Annotated in this window: 18 protein-coding genes; 11 read left to right on the top strand and 7 right to left on the bottom strand. The window is 68.7% G+C overall.

The window, feature by feature from the left end; all coding sequences use genetic code 11:
* Window positions 1–108 precede the first annotated feature (108 nt).
* From murB to CVM50_RS16190, 9 genes are all read left to right on the top strand, one after another.
* Complete coding sequence (gene murB / locus CVM50_RS16230; RefSeq protein ID WP_085888477.1) at window positions 109–1,095, top strand: UDP-N-acetylmuramate dehydrogenase; 987 nt, start codon at window positions 109–111, stop codon at window positions 1,093–1,095.
* Window positions 1,096–1,222: 127 nt separating this feature from the next.
* Window positions 1,223–2,143, top strand: a complete 921-nt coding sequence (locus CVM50_RS16225) for a D-alanine--D-alanine ligase (RefSeq protein ID WP_198431916.1) — start codon at window positions 1,223–1,225, stop codon at window positions 2,141–2,143.
* Window positions 2,131–3,027: a cell division protein FtsQ/DivIB gene (locus CVM50_RS16220; protein WP_085888475.1), complete on the top strand. Its 897-nt coding sequence runs from the start codon at window positions 2,131–2,133 to the stop codon at window positions 3,025–3,027. Before CVM50_RS16225 ends, CVM50_RS16220 begins: the two co-directional genes overlap by 13 nt.
* Before the next feature lie 60 nt (window positions 3,028–3,087).
* Window positions 3,088–4,425, top strand: a complete 1,338-nt coding sequence (gene ftsA, locus CVM50_RS16215) for a cell division protein FtsA (RefSeq protein WP_198431915.1) — start codon at window positions 3,088–3,090, stop codon at window positions 4,423–4,425.
* Between the two features lie 167 nt (window positions 4,426–4,592).
* Window positions 4,593–6,434, top strand: a complete 1,842-nt coding sequence (gene ftsZ / locus CVM50_RS16210) for a cell division protein FtsZ (protein ID WP_085888474.1) — start codon at window positions 4,593–4,595, stop codon at window positions 6,432–6,434.
* Between the two features lie 249 nt (window positions 6,435–6,683).
* Window positions 6,684–7,604: a UDP-3-O-acyl-N-acetylglucosamine deacetylase gene (gene lpxC / locus CVM50_RS16205; protein WP_085888563.1), complete on the top strand. Its 921-nt coding sequence runs from the start codon at window positions 6,684–6,686 to the stop codon at window positions 7,602–7,604.
* Between the two features lie 235 nt (window positions 7,605–7,839).
* On the top strand, window positions 7,840–8,688 hold the full coding sequence (locus tag CVM50_RS16200) for an outer membrane protein assembly factor BamD (protein ID WP_085888473.1): 849 nt from the start codon (window positions 7,840–7,842) through the stop codon (window positions 8,686–8,688).
* A gap of 90 nt (window positions 8,689–8,778) precedes the next feature.
* A complete protein-coding gene (recN, locus tag CVM50_RS16195; RefSeq protein WP_085888472.1) occupies window positions 8,779–10,431 on the top strand; it encodes a DNA repair protein RecN in 1,653 nt (550 codons plus the stop codon).
* A gap of 373 nt (window positions 10,432–10,804) precedes the next feature.
* On the top strand, window positions 10,805–12,493 hold the full coding sequence (locus CVM50_RS16190; RefSeq protein WP_085888471.1) for a chloride channel protein: 1,689 nt from the start codon (window positions 10,805–10,807) through the stop codon (window positions 12,491–12,493).
* 159 nt (window positions 12,494–12,652) lie between these two features.
* Here CVM50_RS16190 and CVM50_RS16185 read toward each other — a convergent pair whose 3' ends face one another.
* The 5 genes from CVM50_RS16185 to cobS form a co-directional block, all read right to left on the bottom strand.
* Window positions 12,653–12,994, bottom strand: coding sequence for a DUF427 domain-containing protein (locus tag CVM50_RS16185; protein ID WP_085888470.1), 342 nt, complete (start codon window positions 12,992–12,994; stop codon window positions 12,653–12,655).
* Window positions 12,995–13,072: 78 nt separating this feature from the next.
* Window positions 13,073–14,887 (bottom strand): aminopeptidase P family protein, encoded by a 1,815-nt coding sequence (locus tag CVM50_RS16180; protein ID WP_085888469.1) that lies wholly within the window; start codon window positions 14,885–14,887, stop codon window positions 13,073–13,075.
* A 227-nt stretch (window positions 14,888–15,114) separates the two neighbouring features.
* Window positions 15,115–16,992, bottom strand: a complete 1,878-nt coding sequence (cobT, locus tag CVM50_RS16175; protein WP_085888468.1) for a cobaltochelatase subunit CobT — start codon at window positions 16,990–16,992, stop codon at window positions 15,115–15,117.
* Window positions 16,993–17,287: 295 nt separating this feature from the next.
* Complete coding sequence (locus CVM50_RS16170) at window positions 17,288–17,686, bottom strand: hypothetical protein (protein WP_085888467.1); 399 nt, start codon at window positions 17,684–17,686, stop codon at window positions 17,288–17,290.
* Window positions 17,687–17,854: 168 nt separating this feature from the next.
* Window positions 17,855–18,838 carry a cobaltochelatase subunit CobS gene (gene cobS / locus CVM50_RS16165; protein ID WP_085888466.1) on the bottom strand — a complete coding sequence of 328 codons (984 nt, stop codon included), beginning with the start codon at window positions 18,836–18,838 and terminating at the stop codon, window positions 17,855–17,857.
* Window positions 18,839–18,979: 141 nt separating this feature from the next.
* Here cobS and CVM50_RS16160 point away from each other — a divergent pair, with 141 nt between their 5' ends.
* Together CVM50_RS16160 and CVM50_RS16155 are read left to right on the top strand one after the other, a co-directional pair.
* Window positions 18,980–19,522, top strand: coding sequence for a sigma-70 family RNA polymerase sigma factor (locus CVM50_RS16160; protein ID WP_085888465.1), 543 nt, complete (start codon window positions 18,980–18,982; stop codon window positions 19,520–19,522).
* The gene (locus CVM50_RS16155) at window positions 19,519–20,271 is read left to right on the top strand and encodes an anti-sigma factor (RefSeq protein WP_085888464.1); all 753 of its coding nucleotides are present in this window, start codon (window positions 19,519–19,521) and stop codon (window positions 20,269–20,271) included. The genes CVM50_RS16160 and CVM50_RS16155 overlap by 4 nt, the downstream gene beginning before the upstream one ends.
* Window positions 20,272–20,433: 162 nt before the next feature.
* Here CVM50_RS16155 and CVM50_RS16150 read toward each other — a convergent pair whose 3' ends face one another.
* On the bottom strand, window positions 20,434–22,065 hold the full coding sequence (locus CVM50_RS16150; protein ID WP_157792208.1) for a tannase/feruloyl esterase family alpha/beta hydrolase: 1,632 nt from the start codon (window positions 22,063–22,065) through the stop codon (window positions 20,434–20,436).
* Window positions 22,066–22,215: 150 nt separating this feature from the next.
* Window positions 22,216–23,211: a glycosyltransferase family 2 protein gene (locus CVM50_RS16145; protein WP_085888462.1), complete on the bottom strand. Its 996-nt coding sequence runs from the start codon at window positions 23,209–23,211 to the stop codon at window positions 22,216–22,218.
* Window positions 23,212–23,369: the final 158 nt, after the last annotated feature.

The raw sequence follows: 23,369 nt of genomic DNA, 5'->3' as shown, positions 1-23,369 counted from the left end.
CGCACCGCTTGTCCGGTCGCTCCGGTGCTGCTATCTCGCGGCAACCGGGCAGGGGGCCTTGCCCAAAGCGCCCGGATTTCCTGCAGGCAAGAAGAAGGCAGCCGCCCCATGGCCCGACCGGACGAGATCGAGATCAGGGGCACCCTGACCCGCGACAAGGCTCTGTCGCGCCTGACATGGCTGCGCGTGGGTGGTCCGGCGGAATGGCTGTTCCAGCCTGCCGACGAAGAGGACCTCTGCAGCTTCCTCGCCGCCCTGGACCCAGAGGTGCCCGTCTTTCCCATGGGGGTCGGCTCGAACCTGATCGTCCGTGACGGTGGGATCCGTGGCGTGGTGATCCGGCTGGGGAAGGGGTTCAACAGCTATGAAATCGCCGAGGGTCAGCTGATCGCAGGCGCAGCCGCACCGGACAGCAACATCGCCCGCAAGGGGGCGCAGGCGGGGTTGGACCTGACCTTCCTGCGGACGATTCCCGGCTCCATCGGCGGCGCGGTGCGGATGAATGCGGGATGCTACGGCGTCTATGTGGCTGACGTGCTGCGCGCCGTGCGCGTGGTCACCCGGGCGGGTGAGGCGCGGGTGATGACGGCGGCGGAGCTGAGCCTCAGCTATCGCCACGCGGATCTGCCCGCCGATTGGGTCATCACCCAGGCCACCTTCGCGCCGCCCGCGGGCGATCCGGAGGCGCTGGCCGCCCGCATGGCCGAGCAGCTGGCGATGCGGGATGCGACCCAGCCGGTGAAGGACCGCTCCGCCGGGTCGACCTTCCGCAACCCGGCGGGCTTTTCTTCCACCGGGCGCGCGGACGACGTGCAGGATCTGAAGGCCTGGAAGCTGATCGACGAGGCCGGCCTGCGCGGCCATGCCATCGGCGGCGCCCAGATGAGCGAGAAGCACTCGAATTTCCTCATCAACACCGGCGAGGCCACGGCGCGCGATCTGGAGCTGCTCGGCGAGGAGGTTCGAAAAAGGGTTTTTCAAAGCCGGGGAATAGAGCTACACTGGGAAATCATGCGGATAGGTGATGTCGCCCCGGGCGAGACCTCGGTCGAGGACGGTCTGGAGGACGCCGCACGATCCGCAAAGACCGATTGATAACAGCGCCTCAAGGCGCGATCATTACGACGCTGAACCGGCCTTTCGGGGTGGGGGAGGTTCCCGGCGCAATTGGGCGCCGGAAGGAACGATAAAGGGCCGCAAAAGGTCCGGGATACTGAGGCAAATGGGTTCGTCGAGCAGGGCAAACCCGAAAGTGGCACTCCTGATGGGCGGCCCCTCCGCAGAGCGCGAGGTGTCTCTGTCGTCGGGGCGTGAATGCGCCGCCGCTTTGCGGGATGAAGGGTTTGAGGTGGTCTGCGTGGATGCGGGGCCCGACCTTGCCGCACGTCTGATTGAGATTTCTCCCGACGCCGTCTTCAACGCGCTGCATGGTCGTTGGGGCGAGGATGGGTGCGTGCAGGGCGTGCTGGAATGGCTGCGTCTGCCTTACACCCATTCGGGCGTGCTGGCCTCGGCGCTGGCCATGGACAAGGAAAAGACAAAGGACGTCTACCGCGCCGCCGGCCTGCCGGTGGTCGACAGCCTGCTGGCCGACAAGGCCGCGATCCGCGCCGCCCATGTCATGGACCCGCCCTATGTGGTGAAACCCTACAACGAAGGCTCTTCCGTCGGGGTCTACATCGTGCCGGAGGGCGCCAATGCGCCGCCCGCCGTGGCCGATGACATGCCCGACACGCTGATGGTGGAGGCCTATGCCCCCGGGCGCGAATTGACCGTGTCGGTCCTGGGCGATAGCGCCCTGGGCGTGACCGAGATCCTGACCGACGGCTGGTACGACTACGAGGCGAAATATGCCCCAGGTGGGTCGCGCCACGTCTGCCCCGCCGAAATTCCCGACGACATCGCCGAGGCCTGCCGCGATTTCGCGCTGCGGGCCCATGCGGCACTTGGCTGCCGCGGGCTGTCGCGCACCGATTTCCGCTGGGATGACGCCAAGGGCCTCGCGGGCCTCGTGCTGCTGGAAACCAACACCCAGCCGGGCATGACGCCCACCTCGCTGTCGCCTGAACATGCCGCGGCCAGCGGCCTGTCCTTCAGTGCGCTTTGTCGCTGGCTGGTGGAGGATGCCTCATGCGAGCGCTGATCCGGTCCCGCCGCAAGACCGGGCGCCACGATCCCGCGCCCTCTCGCTGGGCCTATCGCCTGCAACGGTTCATGCTGACCCCGGGCTACCGCCTGGCGCTGCGCATCGTCCTGCCGGCGGCGATCTGTTTCGGTGCCGTGCATCTCTACATGGCTGACGAGATGCGTCGCGATGCGGTGGTCTCCACCCTCTACGACTGGAAACATCGGTTCGAGACAATGCCGCAGTTCATGGTGCAGGTGATGGAAGTCACGGGCGCCTCGCCGGTGACCGAGGAGGACATCCGCGAGGTGGCCGAGCTGGACCTGCCGCGTTCGTCCTTCGACATCGACCTGCCCGGCCTGAAGACCTCGATCGAAAGCCTGCCGTCGGTGGCCGAGGCGGCCCTCCAGCTTCGCGATGGCGGAGAACTTCGGGTGCGGATCACGGAACGGCTGCCGGTGGCGATCTGGCGCGGGCGCGCCGGGCTCGACCTGGTGGACCCAGAGGGCGTGGTGACCGGCGCCGTGCACAAGCGGCTGGACCGGCCCGATCTGCCCTTGCTGGCAGGGGCGGGCGATCCCGCGGCCATTCCCGAGGCACTGGCGATCATCGCCGCCGCCCAGCCCATCCGCGACAGGCTGCGCGGGCTGGAACGGATCGGCGAACGCCGTTGGGACGTGGTGCTGGATCGCGATCAGCGGATCATGCTGCCCGAGAAGAAGCCGGTGCAGGCCCTGGAACGGGTGCTGGCGCTGGACGAGGCGCAGGAGCTGCTGGCGCGGGATCTGGTGGCGGTGGACATGCGGCTGGCGAGCCGGCCGACCCTGCGGATGAGCGAGGGGGCGGTGACCGAATGGCGCCGCATCCAGGACATGCTGCAGACGGCCAAGGCCGGCAATTGACGACGACGAGCAGATAATTCGGCAACCAAGACCGACAGCAAGAGGCACAGGCGACAGATGATGACGGAGCTCTATCAATCCCAGCGGGCCATGCGGAACATGCGCAAGGCGGCGATGCAGCGTGGTGTCGTGGCGGTGCTGGACGTCGGCACGTCCAAGATCGCCTGCCTGATCCTGCGCTTTGACGGCAACGGCCGGGGCGCCCTGCCGATGGACGGCGTGGGCAGCCTGGCGGGGCAGGCGGGGTTCCGGGTGATCGGCGCCGCCACCACCCGCTCGCGCGGGGTCCGCTTCGGCGAGATCGACGCCATGCCGGAAACCGAACGTGCCATCCGCACCGCCCTGCAGGCGGCGCAGAAGATGGCCAAGGTCCGGGTCGACCACGTGATCGCCTGTTTCGCCGGCGCAGGCCCGCGCAGCTACGGCCTGGCCGGTGAGGTCGAGGTCGAGGGCGATCAGGTGACCGAACAGGACGTCAGCCGCGTGCTGGCCGCCTGCGACCTGCCGGACTACGGCGAAGGCCGCGAGGTGCTACACGCCCAACCCGTCAACTTCGCCCTGGATTTCCGCTCCGGCCTGTCGGACCCGCGCGGGCAGACCGGCAACACCCTGGCCACCGACATGCACATGCTGACGGTCGATGCCACGGCGGTGCAGAACCTGGCCCATTGCGTCAAACGCTGCGACCTGGAACTGGCGGGGATCGCCTCCTCGGCCTATGTCACCGGCATCTCCTCGCTGGTGGAGGATGAGCAGGAACTGGGCGCGGCCTGCATCGACATGGGCGGCGGCACGACCTCTCTGTCGGTCTTCATGAAGAAACACATGATCTACGCCGATGCGGTGCGCATGGGCGGCGAGCATGTCACCGGCGACATCTCCATGGCGTTGCAGATCCCCACGGCCAATGCCGAGCGGCTCAAGACCTTCTACGGCGGGGTCCACGCCACCGGCATGGACGACCGCGAGCGGATCGAGATCGGCGGCGAGACCGGCGATTACGAACACGACCGCCGCACCTGTACCCGGGCCGAGCTGATCGGCATCATGCGCCCCCGGGTCGAGGAGATCCTGGAGGAGGTGCGTCATTGCCTCGACGCTGCGGGCTTCGACAGCCTGCCCAACCAGCAGATCGTGCTGACCGGCGGGGCCAGCCAGATCCCCGGTCTCGACGGCCTGGCGTCCAAGATCCTCGGCCAGCAGGTGCGCCTGGGCCGGCCGCTGCGCGTGCATGGTCTGCCGCAGGCGGCGACGGGGCCGGGCTTTGCCTCCGCCGTCGGCATGTGCCTTTTTGCGGCGCATCCGCAGGACGAATGGTGGGACTTCGATCTGCCGCTCGACCGCTATCCGGCCCGTTCGCTGAAGCGCGCCGTGCGCTGGTTCCGCGAGAACTGGTAACCGCAACATAAAGTGCTTTCGGCGAAATGCCGCGAACGCGCGGGTTTCGCGCGCCAGATTTGGTGTTTTTCGCTGATTTTGGGGTGACGAGCCGTCGGGAAAGCGTTAAAGTTTTACTTGATAGGCAGAAAAAACCCCGCAAAGGGGCCAAGCAGGCGGAAAATTCTATGACACTGAACCTCAGCGTTCCCGGCATGGGAGAAGAGTTGAAGCCGCGTATCACCGTTTTCGGTGTGGGCGGGGCCGGCGGTAATGCCGTCAACAACATGATCGAGAAGGAGCTGGAAGGTGTCGACTTCGTCGTCGCGAACACCGACGCCCAGGCCCTTCAGCAAAGCCAGGCTCAGGCCCGCGTCCAGCTGGGCGTGAAGGTCACCGAGGGTCTCGGCGCCGGCGCCAAGCCCACCGTTGGTGCGGCCGCTGCCGAAGAAAGCATCGAACAGATCGTTGACTACCTTGCCGGCGCGCACATGTGCTTCATCACGGCCGGGATGGGCGGCGGCACCGGCACGGGCGCAGCTCCGATCATCGCGCAGGCCGCGCGGGAACTCGGCGTGCTGACCGTGGGCGTCGTCACCAAACCCTTCCAGTTCGAGGGCGTGAAGCGGATGCGCCAGGCCGAGGAGGGCGTCGAAGCCCTGCAGAAGGTCGTGGACACGCTGATCATCATCCCGAACCAGAACCTGTTCCGTCTGGCGAACGAGAAGACGACCTTCACCGAGGCCTTTTCGCTGGCCGATGACGTGCTCTACCAGGGCGTCAAGGGCGTGACCGACCTGATGGTCCGTCCGGGCCTGATCAACCTCGACTTCGCCGACGTCCGCGCCGTGATGGACGAGATGGGCAAGGCGATGATGGGCACTGGCGAGGCCGATGGCGAAACCCGCGCCCTGCAGGCCGCGGAGAAGGCGATCGCCAACCCGCTGCTGGACGAGATCAGCCTGAAAGGCGCGCGTGGCGTGCTGATCAACATCACCGGCGGTCACGACCTGACCCTGTTCGAGCTGGACGAAGCCGCGAACCGCATCCGCGAGGAAGTGGACCCGGACGCCAACATCATCGTCGGTTCGACCCTGGACGAGTCGATGGAAGGCGCGATGCGCGTCTCCGTCGTCGCCACCGGCATCGATGCCTCCGACGTGCACCAGGACATCCCGGTGCCCCGTCGCCGCATGGCCGAGCCGCTGAAGCAGGCCGTGCAGATGGAAGAACCCGCCGCCGACGCCGAGCCGCAGCCCGCCCCCACGGCGCGCCAGCAAGAGCCGCAGCAGGGCTACCAGCAGCCGGCAGCCCAGCATGTCGAGGACGACTACGACAATGCGCCGGGTCTCTTCGATGACCTGGACGGGCAGGGCGCCCAGGACGACGAGATGGACTACCACCCCATCGACGATGGCCACCGCGGCTACGCACCGCAGCAGCCCGAGGCCTATGAGTCCCGGCCCGCACCGCGCACCGGTTACGCGCCGCAGTCGCAGGATGACCTGCCGCCGCCGGCCTACCAGCCGCGCCGTCCCGAGGCCGCGCCGATGGCCCATGCCGTCGACGATCACCAGGCCCAGCGGGAACAATACGTCGCGCCGCAGCCGCGCCGCGCCGGTCAGCCCTCGCCCGAGACCATGGCCCGCCTTCAGGCTGCCGTGTCCAAGGCGCCGCGCGCTGAAGGGGCCCGTCCGGTGCAGCAACAGCCGCAGCAGCCCGCGCCCCGTGCCGTGCCGCAGCAGCAGGCCCCGCGCGAAGTGCCCCAGCAGAAGCGGGCCGAGTTCGGTGAACCTGCCGGTGGCGAACGCTCCCGCTCGCGGATCAACTCGCTGATCAACCGTATGACCGGCCACGGTGAAAGCGGTGGCGGACAGGCGCCGCAGCAACGCAGCCAGCCCGCCGTTCAGGCGCAGCCGCGGGTCGAGCCCTCGGCCGCACCGGCACCGCGCCGCGCGCCGCAGCAAGAGTCCGATCCTGACCAGGAGCGGATCGAGATTCCTGCCTTCCTGCGCCGCCAGGCCAACTGATCACGCTGGCGGCGCGGCGGGGCTCCGCCTCCCCGCCGCGCCGCGATGTGACAGACTGAAAAGCCGCCTTCGGGCGGCTTTTTTATTTTGTGTCAAGGGTTTGGCGTGGGGTGTCGGAAGGCCCGGGAAATGTTGCAGGCGATGTTTCAAACCGTTGCAAAGAGTGAGTTGAGGGTTTTCGCCCCAGCCCTTACCTAATCAGCAGTTAACGGCCGGGACAGGTCGTATCGGACATTTGGGGTGAGCAACGTGCAACAGACGATCAAAGCGCCGGTCAGCTTCAGCGGTCAGGGCCTGCACTCGGGCGCGCCCGCCACGCTGACCATTCGCCCGGCGAAAGCCGGCTACGGGATCTGGTTCCGTCGCTCCGACATGTCCGAGGAAGAGGGGATGATCCCCGCCCGCTGGAACGCGGTGGAGCGCACGGCGCTCTGCACCCGGCTGATCAACGCGACCGGCGCCACCGTCTCCACGGTGGAACACGTCATGGCGGCGCTGGCCGGCTGCGGCATCTCCAATGCCCTGGTGGAGATCGACGGGCCGGAAGTGCCGATCCTGGACGGCTCCGCCGCTCCCTTCGTGCGCGGCATCCTGTGGCGTGGCCTGATGGCGCAATCCGCGCCGCTGCGCGCCATCGAGGTGCTGCGCCCGGTCGAGGTGCAGAACGGCCCGGCGATCGCCCGCTTGCTGCCCGCCGATCAGCTGGAGATTTCCTTCCACATCAATTTCCCCGATGCCGCGATCGGCGTGCAGAACCGGGAGTTGGTGGTGAAGAACGGCGCCTTTGTGCGCGAACTGTCCGACAGCCGTACGTTCTGCCGCCAGTCCGACGTCGAGGCGATGCAGGCCAACGGCCTGGCCCTTGGCGGGACGCTCGACAATGCGGTGGTTGTGGACGGTGATGCGATCCTGTCGCCCTCCGGCCTGCGCCACACGGATGAGCCGGTGCGTCACAAGATGCTGGACGCCTTGGGCGACCTGGCCCTGGCCGGCGCCCCGATCCTGGGCCGCTACGAAGGCATCCGGGCGGGGCATGCGCTGACCAATACCCTGCTGCGGGCGCTCTTTGCCGATCGGCGCAATTACCGCATCCGCTCCTGCACGCCCGAGGTGGCCGCGCGGCTGCCCGGCGTCGGCGTCAGCCCCGCCGAGATCCCGGCGGTGGCCTGATCCGGCCTGCCGTCCGCCCGCGCCGCAGTCCCTTGATTTCCTGTCCTTCCGGTCTGTCGTGGCCGGCTGACGTCCTTCCGTTTCGGGAGGACGTCGCACATTTGGGGCGCGTCATCAGGCTTTGCCCGCCTGCCGGGCGTAAAGGCGTTTTGCACCGGAATTTTCTGTGCTAGGACCGACCTGCGGCCCCCGTGCGAGGGGCCCATCGAAGATGACGCTGAAGGGGTTTGCAGGCATGAGCGGCGGCGGTTTCCGAACAAAGCTGGCAGGAGGCGTTCTGCTGATGGGTCTTCTGGCATCCTGCGGGGGTGGCCCCGGGGTCAACGACCGCAAGGTGCCGATGGACTCCTACACGGCCGAGCAGATCTTCGAGCGCGGCGAATACGAGGTCGAGGAAGGCGCATACGACGACGCTGCCGAGTACTTCTCCGAGATCGAGCGTCTCTATCCCTATTCCGAATGGGCGCAGCGCGCGCTCATCATGCAGGCCTTTGCCCAGCATTCGGCCCGTAATTACGACGAAAGCCGCGCCGCCGCGCAGCGCTACGTCGACTTCTACCCGCGCTCCGAGGATGCGCCCTATGCGCAGTATCTGCTGGCGCTGAGCTACTACGACCAGATCGACGAAGTGGGTCGCGACCAGGGTCTGACCTTCCAGGCTCTTCAGGCCCTGCGCCAGGTCATCGAACGCTACCCCGACAGCGAATACGCCAAGTCCGCCATCCTGAAGTTCGAGCTGGCCTTCGACCACCTTGCCGCCAAGGAGATGGAGGTCGGGCGCTACTACCTGAAGCGCGACCATTTCGCCGCCGCCATCAACCGCTTCCGCGTTGTGGTCGAAGAGTTCGAGACGACCTCGCATACGCCCGAGGCGCTCTATCGTCTGGTCGAATCCTACCTGTCGCTGGGCCTCACCGACGAGGCGCAGACCGCCGGCGCGATCCTGGGCTACAACTTCCGCTCGACCGAGTGGTACGAGGACGCCTACGCCCTGCTGACCAAGCAGGGGCTGGAGGCCAAGTCGCGCGGTGACAACTGGCTGGTGCGGATCTACCGCCAGACGGTGAAGGGCGACTGGATCTGATGCAGAGCCCGGCGCCTGTCCGCTATTGCCCGGCCCCCTTCGGCGCAGACCGCCGCGGGGGCGCCGCCGCGCCGCGCTGAGGGCCCCGCGATGCTGCGTGGCCTCGACATTCGCGACATGCTGATCATCGACCGGCTGGAGCTCGACTTCCAGCCGGGGCTGAACGTGCTGACCGGCGAAACCGGGGCGGGCAAGTCCATCTTGCTCGATTCGTTAGGCTTCGTGCTGGGCTGGCGCGGGCGGGCCGATCTGGTCCGGGGCGGCGCCGAGCAGGGGGAGGTGACCGCCTGGTTCGAGCTGCCGGAGGATCATCCGGCCCAGGCGGTTCTGGAAGAGGCCGGTTTGCCCACGGGTGAGGAACTGGTCCTGCGCCGCATCAACACCCGCGACGGGCGCAAGACCGCCTGGATCAACGACCGCCGGGCCTCGGGCCAGGTCCTGCGTGCCCTCTCCGAAACCCTGGTGGAGTTGCACGGCCAGCACGATGACCGCGGGCTGCTGAACCCGCGCGGCCACCGTGCGATCCTTGATGAGTTTGCCGGCACCGCACCGCTGCGCGCCGAGCTGCGGGAGGCCTGGCGTGCCCGGTCTTCCGCCCAGAAGAAGCTGGATGCGGCCCGCGCCGCGCTGGCCGCCGCCGCCGCCGAGGAGGAATTCCTCCGCCATGCCGTGGCCGAGCTGGATCAGCTGGCGCCCGAGCAGGGAGAGGAAGCCGATCTGGACGCCCGCCGCCGCCTGATGCAGGGCGCCGAGAAGTTGCGGGCCGATGTGGCCCGGGCCCATCAGGCCCTTGGCAACGATGGCGCCGAGGGGCCGATGAACGATGCGCTGCGCTGGCTGGAGGGCGCCGCCGACGGGGTCGAGGGCCGGCTGGATGAACCGTTGGCCGCGCTGACCCGCGCCCTGGCGGAACTGGATGAGGCCGCCGATGGTGTCGTGCGCTGTCTGGAAGCGCTGGACTTCGATCCGCTGGAGCTGGAGACGACCGAGGAGCGGCTCTTTGCCATCCGGGCCCTGGCGCGCAAGCATGACGTCGCCCCCGATGAGCTGGCCACCCTGGCCGAGGATCTGCGCAACCGTCTGGATGCCATCGACAACGGCGCAGGCGAGATCGCCGCGTTGGAAACCGCGCTGCGTCAGGCTGATGAAACCTATGCCGCCCTGGCGGAGAGACTGACCGCCGCCCGGACCGAAGCCGCAGCGCGCCTGGATGCCGCCGTCGAGGCAGAGCTGGCCCCGCTGAAGATGGAGCGCGCGCGCTTCGTTACGCAGATCGAGGCCGCCGAGCCCGGTCCCGATGGTCGCGATGAGGTGTCCTTCACCGTGGCGACCAACCCGGGGGCCCCTTCCGGTCCGCTGGCCAAGATCGCCTCGGGCGGGGAACTGTCGCGCTTTCTGCTGGCGTTGAAGGTCTGCCTGGCAGGCGACGACACGCAGATCACCATGATCTTTGACGAGATTGACCGCGGCGTCGGCGGCGCCACCGCCGATGCGGTTGGCCGCCGCCTGGCGCGGCTGGCCGAGGACGGGCAGGTTCTGGTCGTCACCCATTCGCCGCAGGTCGCGGCGCGCGCCTCGCATCACTGGCAGGTGGCCAAGCGGGTGGAGGGTGACGCGACCCTGTCGACCGTCCTGTCGCTGACGCCCGAAGCGCGGGTGGATGAACTGGCGCGGATGATTTCCGGCGATGCGGTGACTGAAGAGGCCCGCGCGGCGGCGCGGAAGCTGATCGCCACCGACTGATCCGCGCCTTTGCCCGGGCTGAGCTCATGTCTCCGGGCGCACAGCCCGGCTGAGGCCTCGGTGGGGGGGACCGTGCCGCAGGCGGCGCGAGCGACACCGGGAAGTGCCGACACCACAGCAAACTCGTCACCCTGCTCAGAGTTGCAGATTCGACCCCTGCGGGCATACCCCAACCGGGGGAAGCCGCCTGAAAGCGGGGCGTCAGCTGTCGGGGCTCGCCCGGCCATGGGACCCCGCCGAGCCCCACCGCCTCTTTTACGTTTCAGGCCTTTGTCCTAGAAGGGAAAGGTGGCGACCGCCGCGTTGCGCCCCGGCGACAGGGGCGCGCGGAGGCGGGTGGGCCGGGCACGACAAGGCAGGGGTGTGACTTCGGATGAGCGGGCGTGACGGGAGTTGGCTGGCACGAGGCCTGGCGGTGATCTTCGCACAGCTGCGGTCCTACTGGTCGATCCTGCGCACCCGAGGCCCCAACCAGTTGCAGTTCTGGCTGATCGCCCTGGCGATCGGCGTAGCCGCCGGTGGTGCCGCGCTGGCCTTCCGCCGCGGCATCGCCCTGCTGCAGAAACTCTCCTACGGCGCCGAGGACGTGCACCGGTTGCATTCCTTGGCGGGCGGGCTGCCGTGGTACGTGGTGCTGGTGGTGCCGATCATCGGCGGGTTGATCGCCGGCATCCTGCTGCATGTCTTCACGCCCGACGGGCGCGTGCGCTCCGTGGCCGACGTGGTCGAGGGGGCGGCGCTGAACGAGGGACGGGTCGAAGGGCGCGCGGGCCTCGGCTCGGCGCTGGCGTCGCTGGTCACCCTGGGCACCGGCGGCTCCTCAGGCCGTGAAGGGCCGGTGGTGCACCTCGTCGCGGTCATGTCCAGCTGGGTGCTGAACCGGCTGAAGGCAGACGGTATCAAGGGCCGCGACCTGCTGGGTTGCGCCGTGGCCGCAGCCGTCTCGGCCTCCTTCAATGCGCCCATTGCCGGTGCTCTCTTCGCGCTGGAGGTGGTGCTGCGCCACTTCGCCATCCATGCCTTCGCCCCGATCACCGTGGCCGCGGTGGCCGGCGCCGTGATCTCGCGCCTGCAGTTCGGCGAAACGGTGGAGTTCGTCCTGCCCGGCAGCTCGATCCTGGAGTTCTACGAGGAATTGCCCGCCTTCCTGCTGCTCGGCGCGGTCTGTGGCGTGGTCGCGGGGCTCTTCATGCGGGCGATCTTCCTGTCCGAGGATATCGGCACCCGCCTTCAGGGCCGCTTCCGCATCCCGCGGTTTCTGCGTCCCGCCGTCGCCGGCGCCCTGCTGGGCGTCATGGCGATCTGGTTCCCCCATATCATCGGCGTGGGTTACGAGACGACGCTGCGCGCGCTTTCGGGCGAGCTGCTGCTGCAACAGGCGATCCTCTTTGCCCTGATCAAGGCGCTGGCCACGGCGATCACCATGGGCGGCCGCATGGGCGGCGGGGTCTTCTCGCCCTCGATGATGCTGGGCGCGTTGACCGGCCTGGCCTTCGGCTTCATCGCTACGGGGATCTTCCCCGACCAGTCGGGAAGCCCGTCACTCTACGCCCTGGCGGGCCTGGGCGGTGTGGCGGCGGCGGTGCTGGGCGCGCCGATCTCCACAACGCTGATCGTCTTCGAGCTGACCGGCAACTGGACCACGGCTCTGGCGGTGATGGTGACGGTCTCGATCTCCACCGCGATCGGGTCGAAACTGGTGAAACGCTCCTTCTTCCTGACGCAGCTGGAACGGCGCGGCATCCACCTGGCGGCCGGGCCACAGGAATACCTGCTGGCCATGTTCCGCGTGCGCGACGTCATGCGCCCCTGCGGGGCCGAACGTGCGGCAGCCGAGGCCACCTGCTGGGAGATGGTGGAAAAGGGTCTCTACATCGATGGGGGCGCCACGCTGGAGGCCGCCTTCCCGGTCTTCGAGCGAACGCTGGAGCCCTACTTGCCGGTGGTCTCCTCCCCCCAGCCCGGCAAGGCGCCGGAGCTTCTGGGCGCGCTCTTCCACGTCGATGCCCTGCGTACCTATAACCGCGCGCTCGCGGCCACCGCGCGCGAGGAGCACAGCTAGGCCGGGGCTGCGCCGCGCGCCTCGTTTGCCGCTGCGCCCGACGCCCCTCTCCATTTGTTGGCCGAAACTATCCCGGGGGGAATTGAGCCCGTCAGGGCCCAAGCGGGGCCGAGCCCCCGCCCGCCGCCGTAGCGCCGGGCGGGCGAGGGTCAGGTGCCCTCAGATCTGTTCGATGGTCACGAAATCGGTCGCGTGGAAGGCGATGTGCCCACCGATCTCCTCGACCCCCGCCAGCGGGGCTTCGTAAGACCAGGCGGCATTTTCCAGGGTTTGGCTCTTGGTGGCGATGGAATAATAGGTGGCATCGCCCTTCTTCGGGCAATGGCTGCCGTGGTCACTCGGGTCGAGAAAGGCCATGGCGATGTCGTCGCGCGGAAAATAGATGATGTCCGGGTAGCCCGGTTCGCTCAGCTGCAGGGCGTCGCGGCTTTCGGCCAGGACCGCGCCACCGGCGCGGACCGACCACAGGCCATCGGCCTTGCGGATCGTGATATCACTCATGTCTGTCCCTCATTGCCCCTGCTTCCTGACGCGCCGCTGTAACAGGGGCGTGTCAAAGCCCGCGATCCGGGCCCGAAGTCAGAGTGTCTCCGTGGCCCGATCCAACCACACTGCGGTCGCTTCGTCCAGAAGTGGACGAATGCGGGCACGCACCTCGGCGTGGTAGGCGTCGATCCAGGCCCGTTCCTCGGCGCTCAGCCGGTCCACCAGGATCAGCCGTCGCTCGATCGGCACCCAGGTCAGGGTCTCGAAGGCCAGCATGTCGCGCGCGGCGTCCGCGCCCTCCAGCGCCGGGGCCGACTCGACGGCTATCAGGTTCTCGATGCGGATGCCGAAGGCGCCCTCGCGGTAATAGCCCGGCTCGTTCGACAGGATCATGCCGGGGCGCAGGGGCACGTCCGACACGCGGCTCAGGCGCTGCGGCCCCTCGTGCACGCACAGGTAGGCGCCGACGCCGTGGCCCGTGCCGTGGTCATAGTCCTGACCGGCCAGCCACAGCGGATAGCGTGCCAGCGCATCCAGGTGCTGCCCCGCCAGGCCGCGCGGGAAGCGCAGGCGCGAAATGGCGATCATGCCCTGCAGGACGCGGGTAAAGGCGGCCTTTTCGGCCTCGCCCGTGTCTTTTCCCACCAGGAGGGTGCGGGTGATGTCGGTGGTGCCGTCCAGGTACTGGCCGCCACTGTCCACGACAACCAGCTGGCCGGCCTCCAGCGTGCGATTGCTGTCGGTGGTCACCCGGTAGTGGGGCAGGGCGCCGTTCGGCCCGGCGCCGGCGATGGTGTCAAAGCTGATCTCCATCAGCTGGTTGGTCTCCCGGCGGAAGATCTCCAGCCGGGTCACCAGGTCGATCTCGCTCAGGCTCTCCTGCGGGCCAGCGTCGAACCAGGCGAGGAAGCGGCACATGGCCACCGCGTCGCGTTCATGGGCCGCGCGCATGCCGGCCAGCTCGGCCTCGGTCTTGCAGGCCTTGGGCAGGATGCAGGGATCGCTGTCCCAGTGGATCTCCAGCCCGGCCAGGCGGTCCTGCACCCAGACGGGGCAGCTGGCCGGGTCCAGCCGCACCGGCCGTGTCAGCCGGCCCGCCAGATGCTCCAGCGTCGGGCCGAAGCTTTCGGGGCCTTCGATGTTCACGTCCGGGCCGAGGTGATCCAGCAGCGCCTCGTCGCATTTGGCGTCATCGGCGAAGAGGGCGACCTGCCCGTCGGCGAAGAGCAAGGCGAAGACATGGGGCACCGGGTTGCGGGCGATGTCGCTGCCGCGGATGTTCAGCAGCCAGGCGATGCTGTCGGGCAGGGTCAGCACGACCATGGCCTCGCCGGCTTCGTCCAGCAGGGTGCCCAGGCGGCGGCATTTGTCCTCCAGGCTCTCGCCAGTGAACTCGATGGGCTGCGGCACGATGGGGGCCAAGGGCGGCTCGGGCTGATCCTCCCACACCGCATCCAGCGGGTTCTCCGCCACCGCGCGCAGGCGGATGCCGGACCCTTGCAGCGCCGCCTCAAGCCGGTCGATCTCGCCCCGGGCATGCAGCCAGGGATCGAAGCCCAGCACACCCCCCTGGGGCAGCGCCTGGCGCGCCCAGGCGGCGATGGAGGTTTCCGGCCAGGCGATCACCTCGAAATCCTCGGCGACCTGCGCCGGGGCTTGCACCCGGTAGCGCCCGTCGACGAAGACGCCCGCGCGGGTCCCGGTCACCAGACAGAACCCGGCCGAGCCGGTGAATCCGGTCAGCCAGGCCAGCCGCTCGTCCCGGGGCGCCACATATTCCCCCTGGTGGGCATCGGCGCGCGGTACCAGGAAGGCGTCGAGCGACTGCGCGGCCATGGCATCGCGCAGATCGGCCAGGCGCGGCGGCCCCTGCTCGGGGGAGGACGGAGTCTCAAAGGTCTGGAACATCTTGATCCCTCGGGGTCTTTCGTGTCGCGGCCACTTTAGGGGGGCCGGTTCCGGGGGGCGAGGCGAAAACGCCCGGATCGGTGCGCCTTGCCCCGCCTGTTTCTCTGGGCGCAGCCTCGCGTCGGGGCACAGCGCCACTTTGTCTATTTGTTGGCCGGAAATATCCCGGGGGGAATTGCGTCGCAGACGCAAGGGGGGCAGCGCCCCCGCTTGCTTCTCCCTCAGGCTCAGCTCGCCTTGCGAATGCCGGCAAAGCGCGCCCGGGCGCGCGGGTCATTGTCGAAGAGGCTCGCCAGCTGCTCGGTCATCGCGCCCGCCAGCTGATCGACATCGGTGATGGTGACGGCACGCTGGTAGTAGCGGGTCACGTCGTGGCCGATGCCGATGGCGATCAACTCCACCGCCTTCTTCTTCTCGATCATGGCGATCACGTCCCGCAGGTGCTTTTCGAGGAAGTTGGCGGGGTTCACCGACAGCGTCGAATCGTCCACCGGCGCCCCGTCGGAGATCACCATCAGGATGCGCCGCGCCTCGCGCCGGCCCATCATCCGGCGGTGTGCCCATTCCAGGGCCTCGCCGTCGATGTTCTCCTTCAGCAGGCCTTCCTTCATCATCAGGCCGAGGTTCTCGCGGCTCCGCCGCCAGGGGGCATCGGCCTGCTTGTAGATGATGTGGCGCAGGTCGTTCAGGCGGCCCGGTTGCTGCGGGCGACCATCGGCCAGCCATTTCTCGCGGCTCTGCCCGCCCTTCCAGGCGCGGGTGGTGAAGCCCAGGATCTCCACCTTCACGTTGCACCGCTCCAGCGTGCGGGCCAGCACATCGGCACAGATCGCCGCGATCGAGATCGGGCGGCCGCGCATCGAGCCGGAGTTGTCCAGCAGCAGCGTCACCACGGTGTCGCGGAACTCCATGTCCTTCTCGACCTTGAACGACAGCGGCGTCGTGGGGTTGGCCACCACGCGCGCCAGGCGGCCCGCATCCAGCACGCCCTCTTCCTTGTCGAATTCCCAGGAGCGGTTCTGCTGCGCCTGCAGGCGGCGCTGCAGCTTGTTGGCCAGGCGGCCAACGGCGCCCTTCAGCGGGTCCAGCTGCTGGTCGAGATAGGCGCGCAGGCGTTCCAGCTCGGCGGCCTCGGCCAGTTCCTCGGCGAGGACCTCCTCGTCGTAGGCATCGGTATAGACGGCGTAATTCGGATCGGCATCGCTGACGGGCGCAGGCGCCGGGGGCTCCTGCGGCGCCTCGCCCTCGGGCATCTCGGCCTCTTCGCCCGCCTCCTGGTCGGCCATGTCATCGGCGCTGACCTCGGCTTCGGACTGGTCCTGCTGGTCTTCCTGGCTCTGCTCGGGGCTGGCCTCGGGCTGATCCTCGCTGTCGTCTTGGCCGGTGGAATCCGGATCCTGCTCTTCGTCGTCGGGGGCCTCCTCGGCGTCGTCCGCGGATTCGTCGTCCTCGGCGTCGGGGTCATCGCCCAGCTGGTCCCCATAGCCCAGGTCGTCGATCAGCTGGCGGGCGAAGCGGGCGAAGGCGGCCGGGTCCGACAGGCGCTCCTGCAGGTCTTCCAGCGTGGTGCCGCAGCGTTCTTCCATGAAGGGGCGCCACAGCTCCATCACGTTCTCCGCGCCCTCGGGCATCGGACGCCCGGTGGCCAGGTGGCGGATCATGTAACCGGCGGCGGCCGGAAGGGGGGCCTGTGCGCGGTCCTTGATACCCTCGTAGCCCATACGCCGGGCCTCGGCGCCGATCTTGTGGTCGATGTTGCCGGCGGTGCCGGGCATGTCGCGCGCGCCCATGGCCTCGCAGCGGGCGGTTTCCATCGCCTCGAACAGCTCGCGCGCCATCTGGCCCTCGGGGCGATAGCGGCCGTGGGTGGCGGCGTCGTGGTAGCGGTGGTGCAGGGCCAGGGCATCGGCGGTGCCGCGGGCCAGCAGCACCTCGTCCTTCGACATGCGGCGCGAGATCTGCGGCAGGCGCATCTGATCCGCGGACATGCCGGAGGGATCGACGCTGTACTGCACATTCAGCTCGGAATCGTCGGCCATGACCTTGGTGGCCTCGGCCAGGGCCTTCTTGAACGGATCGGCGGGGTTGTCGCTGGACTTGCTCATGGGGAAGATAAAGCATTCCCCCGGCGTACTCGCAAGCGCGAAGCGACGGCAGCCGGGCGCGGGTCCGGCGGCGGCGCCCGATTGCGAGAGCCGATGGCCCAGGAGTTGCCGGCTTCCGTGGGGGCAAAGGGGCGGTCGGGTCGAGTGGGGGCATTGGGGGCGCTGCCCCTCTTGGGCCTTCGGCCCAATTCACCCCGGAGTATTTTCGACGAAGTGAAGCAGGGGGCGGGGCGCGGGACTGGGCTACGGAGGTACTGGGGGCCTGGCGAGCGTGCGAAACCGGGCCTGCATTGCGTCAGTCGGGCAGCAGGGCGCGGCAGAGGGCGATCTCGGACCGGGCGCGCCGGGCGGCACGGGGGGAGGGGGGCCCAAAGGTGGCCCGCGTCAGCAGGGCGGCCTGGGCCGCCTTGGCCTCGATCCGGGCGGCCAGCAGGGCGCGGGTGATGTCCGCCGCGGGCTCGGGACCCGTGGCGGCGGCGAGCAGGGCAAGCATCCGGGCGCGCAGGTCTTCCGTTTCTGTCGATTCCGGTGCGGCCATCAGCCACTGGTGTTCGAGCAGGGCCGAGAGCCGCCCCGTGCAGTCCGCCAGAAGGCGCGGGGCATCCGGCAGCGCGACCGCCTGCGGCGCGGCGCGGCAGGCCGGGGCCAGCAGCAGACAGGCGAGGGCGGTGGCGAGGGGGCGGACATGACGCATGACGGACCTCCGGGGCAGGAGGCGTCAGGCTGACGGAAAGACGTTCAGATCCGGTTCACGTGGATGACTTCGGAGTGACGGTTGGGGCGGCAGCGGGGAGAACCGGGCAGGAAAAAGGGCGCGTCGCCCGTGGCGCGCGCCCTCGCATATCCTGTCCTGTCCGCGGGGTCAGCTGGCCGCGGCGGCGGCGCTTTCGGGCAGTTCCTCATCGAAGCAGCGCTGGTAGAACTCGGCCACCGTCTGGCGTTCCAGCTCGTCGCACTTGTTGAGGAAGGTCAGGCGGAAGGCATAGCCGGTGTTGCGGAAGATCTCGGCGTTCTGGGCCCAGTTGATCAGCGTCCGGGGCGACATGACGGTCGACAGGTCGCCGTTCATGAAGGCCGTGCGGGTCAGCCCGGCCAGGGTCACCATCTGGCTGATGGTCTTGCGCCCGGCGGCGGTGTTGTAATGCGGCGCCTTCGACAGCACGATCGCGGCTTCGGCGTCATGGCTGAGGTAGTTCAGCGTGGCGACCAGCGACCAGCGGTCCATCTGGGCTTGGTTGATCTGTTGGGTGCCGTGGTAGAGGCCCGTCGTGTCGCCCAGGCCCACCGTGTTGGAGGTGGCGAAGAGGCGGAAATACTTGTTGGGTGTGATCACCTCGTTCTGGTCCAGCAGCGTCAGCTTGCCGTCCGCTTCCAGCACGCGCTGGATGACGAACATCACGTCGGCGCGGCCGGCGTCATATTCGTCGAAGACGATGGCGGCGGGGTTGCGCAGCGCCCAGGGCAGGATGCCCTCGTGGAACTCGGTGACCTGCTTGCCGTCCTTCAGCTTGATCGCGTCCTTGCCGATCAGGTCGATGCGGGAGATGTGGCTGTCGAGGTTGACGCGCACGGTGGGCCAGTTCAGCCGGGCCGCGACCTGTTCGATATGGGTCGACTTGCCCGTGCCGTGGTAGCCCTGCACCATGACGCGGCGGTTGTGAGAGAAGCCTGCCAGGATGGCCAGCGTGGTGTCGGGGTCGAAACGATAGGTCTCGTCGACCTCGGGCACGCGGTCGGTGCGCTCTTCAAAACCCTTCACCACCATATCCGTGTCGATGCCGAAAGTCTCGCGCACGGAAATCTCTTCGGTCGGTTTGGCGTTGCTGTCGAGCGATCCCTCGGCCATGGTCGGTCTATCCCTTCCTGCATTGTTCGCACCCGCAGCATTCCGCGGGTCTGACGTGCACCATATCGAAGCGAACGGCGAGGGAAAGGGCAAAATCGCGCAGGCCGGGACCGCCGGCCGCGAGGGGCAGACGGGGACGGCATGGCGACGCTGGAAGACATCGAGGAGCTGATCGGACAGGTGGCCGAAGGGGATCGCGCGGCGTTTCAGCGGCTTTACGCGCTGACATCGGCCAAGCTATTCGGCGTGTCCCTGCGCATCCTGCGGCGCCGGGCCGAGGCCGAGGAGGCGTTGCAGGACAGCTTCGTCAAGATCTGGCGCCATGCCGATCGCTACCGGGCCACCGGTTACAGCCCGATGACCTGGCTGATCACCATTGCCCGAAATACCGCCATCGACCGTCTGCGTGCGCGCCGCGCGCGGGGCGAGGATCTGTCGGAGGCCGAGGACCTGGCCTCGTCCGCGCCGGGGCCGGAGGCGCAGGCCATTGCGTCCGACGAACGCGCCCGGCTGACCGCCTGCCTGGAGGAGCTGGAGCCTGACCGCGCCGAGGCGGTGCGGGGCGCCTACCTGATGGGCCATTCCTACAAGGAGCTGGCGGAGGCCCATGAGGTGCCGCTGAACACCATGCGGACCTGGCTGCGGCGCAGCCTGCTGAAGCTGAAGGAGTGCCTGGGCCGATGAGCGACACCCCGCCGCCCCCTTCGGACGACACACCGCCGGACAGCGACCTGCTGCGTGCGGCGGAATATGTGCTGGGCCTGCTGGAGCCCGCCGAGGCGGAGACCTTCGAGGCGCGGCTGGCCACGGATCCGGCGCTGCGGGCGTTGACCGCGGCCTGGGCGGATGACCTGGTGGCGATCACCGATACGATCCCTGAGGCTCAGGTGCCCGATCACGTCTGGCAGGCGCTGCAGGCCCGGCTGTGGCCCAAGGCGCGGGCGGAGGGCGGCGCGATCCCGCGCAGCTGGCGCGGCTTCCTCGCCTCGCTGGGGCTGGGGGAGCTGGTCATCGGCACGGTGGCCGCCGCTCTGCTGGCCTTCGTTGCCTGGGAGTTTGGCTGGATGCAGCCCGACCCGGATCTGGCCGCGCCCGAATACGTGGCGGAGATCGGCGAGGTGACCGGCCCCGTGCGCTTTGCAGCCGGTTATGACGCCGACAGCGCCACGTTGGCGCTGGAGCGGCTGGCGGGCACGGCGGCTGCGGGGCGCAGCCTGGAGCTTTGGCTGATCGCCGGGGATGCTGCGCCGGTTTCGGTCGCGGTCTGGCCCGAGGAGGCGGGCCGGCAGGAGATCGTTTTGCCCGCGGGCTTGGCGGCGCGGGTGCCGGAGGCGGTCCTGGCCGTGTCGGATGAGCCAGCGGGCGGTTCTCCCACCGGGGCGCCGACGGGCGCGGTTCTGGCCACCGGCACGGTGCGGGCGGTCGCGGGGTAGGCCGACATCGGGCGGGGGACTATGTTCCCGCCAGGGCCGCCGCGACTCCCCGGGGATATTTCCGGCAAAGAGACGCGCGGGGCGTGGCGCCCGGTGACCTGCCTTGGGGCCGGGCGTTCTGGGGTTCGCGAAGGGCGCGACAGGGCGCCCCTCGCCGAAGGGTCAGGGCTTGCAGGTGAAGCTGGCGGCGGCCATCGGGTCGCCTTCGCCGTTGTAGCGCGGCACCTCGGGGTATTCGCACAGCGGGCGTTCCGCCGTGACCCGGTCGGCCTTGGGGCTGGAATTGACCATCGGCCCCGGCGCCTCGTCCTCCTCGACCCAGGCTTCCAGTGCCGAGAAGAGATCGGCTGCCGCCGGCATGTCCTGCGGACCGATGCCGGCATGGGTGATCGCCGGGAAGATGTAGAAGCGCGCGAAGTCTTCGGCGGGCACATCCGTGGCTTCGGTCATCCGCGTCCAGTAGGCCGCGACCTCCTGCGGGGGAACCTCGGAAGCGCCACCGGCATACATGATGAGCTTCGTGCCGCCTTCGGCCAGGGGCGTCAGGTCCGGGTCGGTGGCGTCGATGATCTCGGCCACTTCCTGAATGCGCGCGCGCAGCGCCGGGTCGTTTTCGTCGAAGGTCAGCGCGTCATATTCGGCGTCCTGGGTCACGAAGAACCGTGCGTAGCCGTCGCCCAGGGCATAGACATAGGCATCCTTGCCCAGCTCCACCGGCGTGCCCGGTTGCGGGCGCTTGCCAAGAAAGCTGCCGGACCAGACGATATTGCCCCAGGGATAGCCGGCGTGGCCAGTCAGCCCGTTGGGCAGCTCGTAGTCCAGCTCCAACGGGGCGTGCAGCTCGTTGATGGCGGCCAGCTGGCCTTCGGTCAGGCAGTCGGCCCCATCCTCGCCCTCGCAGAGCATCACCGACAGATCCGGCTGGCAGCCCTCGAAATCGGCGATCCAGCCGTCTTCCAGCCCGTCCAGCCCGTCGCACTGGGCGATGATCTCGGCGGTGACGGCCTGGGCGGTTTCGGGCGGGACCCAGTTTTCGCCACCGTTTTCATAGAAGACGCGGGTGCCCTTGAGGTGGGTCATCTTCAGCCCCGAAAGCGCCATGACCGGATCTCCGGCCAGGATGCCGTCGTAGTTCTCGGCGTGGCGCTGCGCGGCCACCATGGCTTCCTTGCCGCCCTGGCTGAAGCCGACGAAATAGCTGTACTCGGGCAGGCGGCCGTAATGGGCCTCTACCAGCGTCATGGCCGCGTCGAAGGTCTTGGGTACTGAGGCCCCGGCGTAGTTCTCGAACTCCTCCGGCACCAGGGCGAAGGAGGCGCCGCGCGGGTCCACCTCCGGGCTTTCGGGCAGGTCGCCCTGCTGGTGGCCGCTGTCGCCCTCGAAAGTGACGTGGTTCTTGAACGGAAAGGCCGCTTCGGCCTCGGGCGTCTGCCAGCGGGCGCCCTGGTTGTCGTTGATCACGCCGTTGAAGCCGCCGCCGCCGTATTGCACGCTGCGCCCGCTCCAGTCGGTGGGCAGGGTGACGCGGAAGTTGATCGGCGAGACGCCCTCGCCCTGGGCGAGGCTGGCCATGACGACGCAGGCCTCGGGGCGGCTGTCGTCGGCGGCGACGGTTTCGGCGCTGGTCACGCTCAGGGCGCCGTCCTCGAAATCGGCCAGTGCGGCGCAGTCCCCGGCGGCCAGCGCCTGGCCGGTGCCGCCCAGGGCGGCGAGCGCCGCGATCAGGGCGATGCGCGTGCCGCGGGTACGTCCAAGGGGGCGCCGGATGGCGCCTTGGGTGATTTGAAATGTCATGTCTGAACTCCTCCCGTTCGTCGACATCTCACAGATTTGTATACACTAAATCGGGAGTCAAACCGAAATGCGGGCCTTCATGGGTATGTTTGCGCGCGAGGGTTGAGTGGCGGATGCCGTCATGCATACATTTTGCCAGCAGGTGGCAGGCTAGCGAGGCTTCTTCCGGGCAAGCGCCGCGCGCCGGTCCGGCGTCAGGAACATGTCACGGCGGGTCTCGAACCACGCCCCGCAGGCCGCCTCCAGCGCGGCGGTCGGTGCATCGCGGCGCCAGTCGGCGAGGCGGGCTTGCAAGGCTGGCGCCTGGTCGGCCAGCGCCCGGGCCTCGACCTCGTTGCGGTTAGCCTCGCGGTGCCAGCGGGAGCCGAGATGATACTTGCCGTCATCGGCCTTGCCCTGGCCGTCGCCCCGATCGTTTTTCATCAGGAAGCAATCCTCCGAGCGGACCGCGTAGTGGTAGAGCTGCGCCGCACGCGCCCCGGCTGCGATCTCATGCGGCCGGAAGCGGGCCGATTTCGCCTGGTAGAGGGATCTGTTGGACAGCTCCGCCCCGTCGGGGGTCAGCACCAGCGGGTCGGCGACCTGAGGCTCCAGTGGGTTGTGATCGGTGGCGCGGGCGAAACTGGCAACGCGGAAGAGGCACTTGAACTTGGTCCGCCCCGGTTCGGGGGCGGGTTCGGCCCGGGCGTTGCGCTGCGTGACCAGATCGCCAGGGGACCAGCGGGTGATCCCGCTGTCGCCGAACTTGCGCCAGGGGATCGGCACCACGTCCGCCGCCTCCGTCCGGGCCAGCAGGTCGGCCAGGGTGCCCTCGCGCACGGCGAGAAACTCGTCGCTGTCGATATGCAGCAGGTGCGTCAGCCCGGTGGCACGGGCATGGGCCAGGGCCAGGTCCATGCCGCTGTCCTGTGGCGCCGTGCCGGGGGCCACATCCTGCCGGATATGGGTGACACGGCCCAGCTCTGCCAGCCGGTCCAGCAGCGCGTCGGATCCGTCGGTGCAGGCGTTGGTAACCACGATGATCTCGGCGAATCCCAGGGCGGCGTGATGGGCCAGCCACTCCAGCACGAAGATCCCTTCGTTGCGCATGCAGGCGACGAGGGCGGGGCGTGCGGCTGTCTGCGGGGCAGGGTGCGGGGCGGTCATCGGCGGGGTCCTCGGGGTCCGGTCCCTCCTGCATAGGGGAAAGCCCGACACAGGTCAGGGTTTTCTTCGTTGCGCGGCGGCAGGGAGGGCCAAGGTGGTGTCATCGGCTGTGAAACTTTTGTAACAGGCGGATGACAGCCTGTGGTCCGGTCAGCCTT

The sequence above is a fragment of the Pseudooceanicola marinus genome (assembly GCF_002786295.1).
Lineage (GTDB): Bacteria > Pseudomonadota > Alphaproteobacteria > Rhodobacterales > Rhodobacteraceae > Pseudooceanicola > Pseudooceanicola marinus.
This window is presented reverse-complemented; position numbering and strand designations above follow the sequence as displayed.

Bases quoted from the DNA above. Each gene is read 5' to 3' on its own strand.
- murB (WP_085888477.1), top strand. From the start codon at position 109: ATGGCCCGACCGGACGAGATCGAGATCAGGGGCACCCTGACCCGCGAC.
- CVM50_RS16225 (WP_198431916.1), top strand. From the start codon at position 1,223: ATGGGTTCGTCGAGCAGGGCAAACCCGAAAGTGGCACTCCTGATGGGC.
- CVM50_RS16220 (WP_085888475.1), top strand. From the start codon at position 2,131: ATGCGAGCGCTGATCCGGTCCCGCCGCAAGACCGGGCGCCACGATCCC.
- ftsA (WP_198431915.1), top strand. From the start codon at position 3,088: ATGACGGAGCTCTATCAATCCCAGCGGGCCATGCGGAACATGCGCAAG.
- ftsZ (WP_085888474.1), top strand. From the start codon at position 4,593: ATGACACTGAACCTCAGCGTTCCCGGCATGGGAGAAGAGTTGAAGCCG.
- CVM50_RS16200 (WP_085888473.1), top strand. From the start codon at position 7,840: ATGAGCGGCGGCGGTTTCCGAACAAAGCTGGCAGGAGGCGTTCTGCTG.
- recN (WP_085888472.1), top strand. From the start codon at position 8,779: ATGCTGCGTGGCCTCGACATTCGCGACATGCTGATCATCGACCGGCTG.
- CVM50_RS16190 (WP_085888471.1), top strand. From the start codon at position 10,805: ATGAGCGGGCGTGACGGGAGTTGGCTGGCACGAGGCCTGGCGGTGATC.
- CVM50_RS16185 (WP_085888470.1), bottom strand. From the start codon at position 12,994: ATGAGTGATATCACGATCCGCAAGGCCGATGGCCTGTGGTCGGTCCGC.
- CVM50_RS16180 (WP_085888469.1), bottom strand. From the start codon at position 14,887: ATGTTCCAGACCTTTGAGACTCCGTCCTCCCCCGAGCAGGGGCCGCCG.
- cobT (WP_085888468.1), bottom strand. From the start codon at position 16,992: ATGAGCAAGTCCAGCGACAACCCCGCCGATCCGTTCAAGAAGGCCCTG.
- CVM50_RS16170 (WP_085888467.1), bottom strand. From the start codon at position 17,686: ATGCGTCATGTCCGCCCCCTCGCCACCGCCCTCGCCTGTCTGCTGCTG.
- cobS (WP_085888466.1), bottom strand. From the start codon at position 18,838: ATGGCCGAGGGATCGCTCGACAGCAACGCCAAACCGACCGAAGAGATT.
- CVM50_RS16160 (WP_085888465.1), top strand. From the start codon at position 18,980: ATGGCGACGCTGGAAGACATCGAGGAGCTGATCGGACAGGTGGCCGAA.
- CVM50_RS16155 (WP_085888464.1), top strand. From the start codon at position 19,519: ATGAGCGACACCCCGCCGCCCCCTTCGGACGACACACCGCCGGACAGC.
- CVM50_RS16150 (WP_157792208.1), bottom strand. From the start codon at position 22,065: ATGACATTTCAAATCACCCAAGGCGCCATCCGGCGCCCCCTTGGACGT.
- CVM50_RS16145 (WP_085888462.1), bottom strand. From the start codon at position 23,211: ATGACCGCCCCGCACCCTGCCCCGCAGACAGCCGCACGCCCCGCCCTC.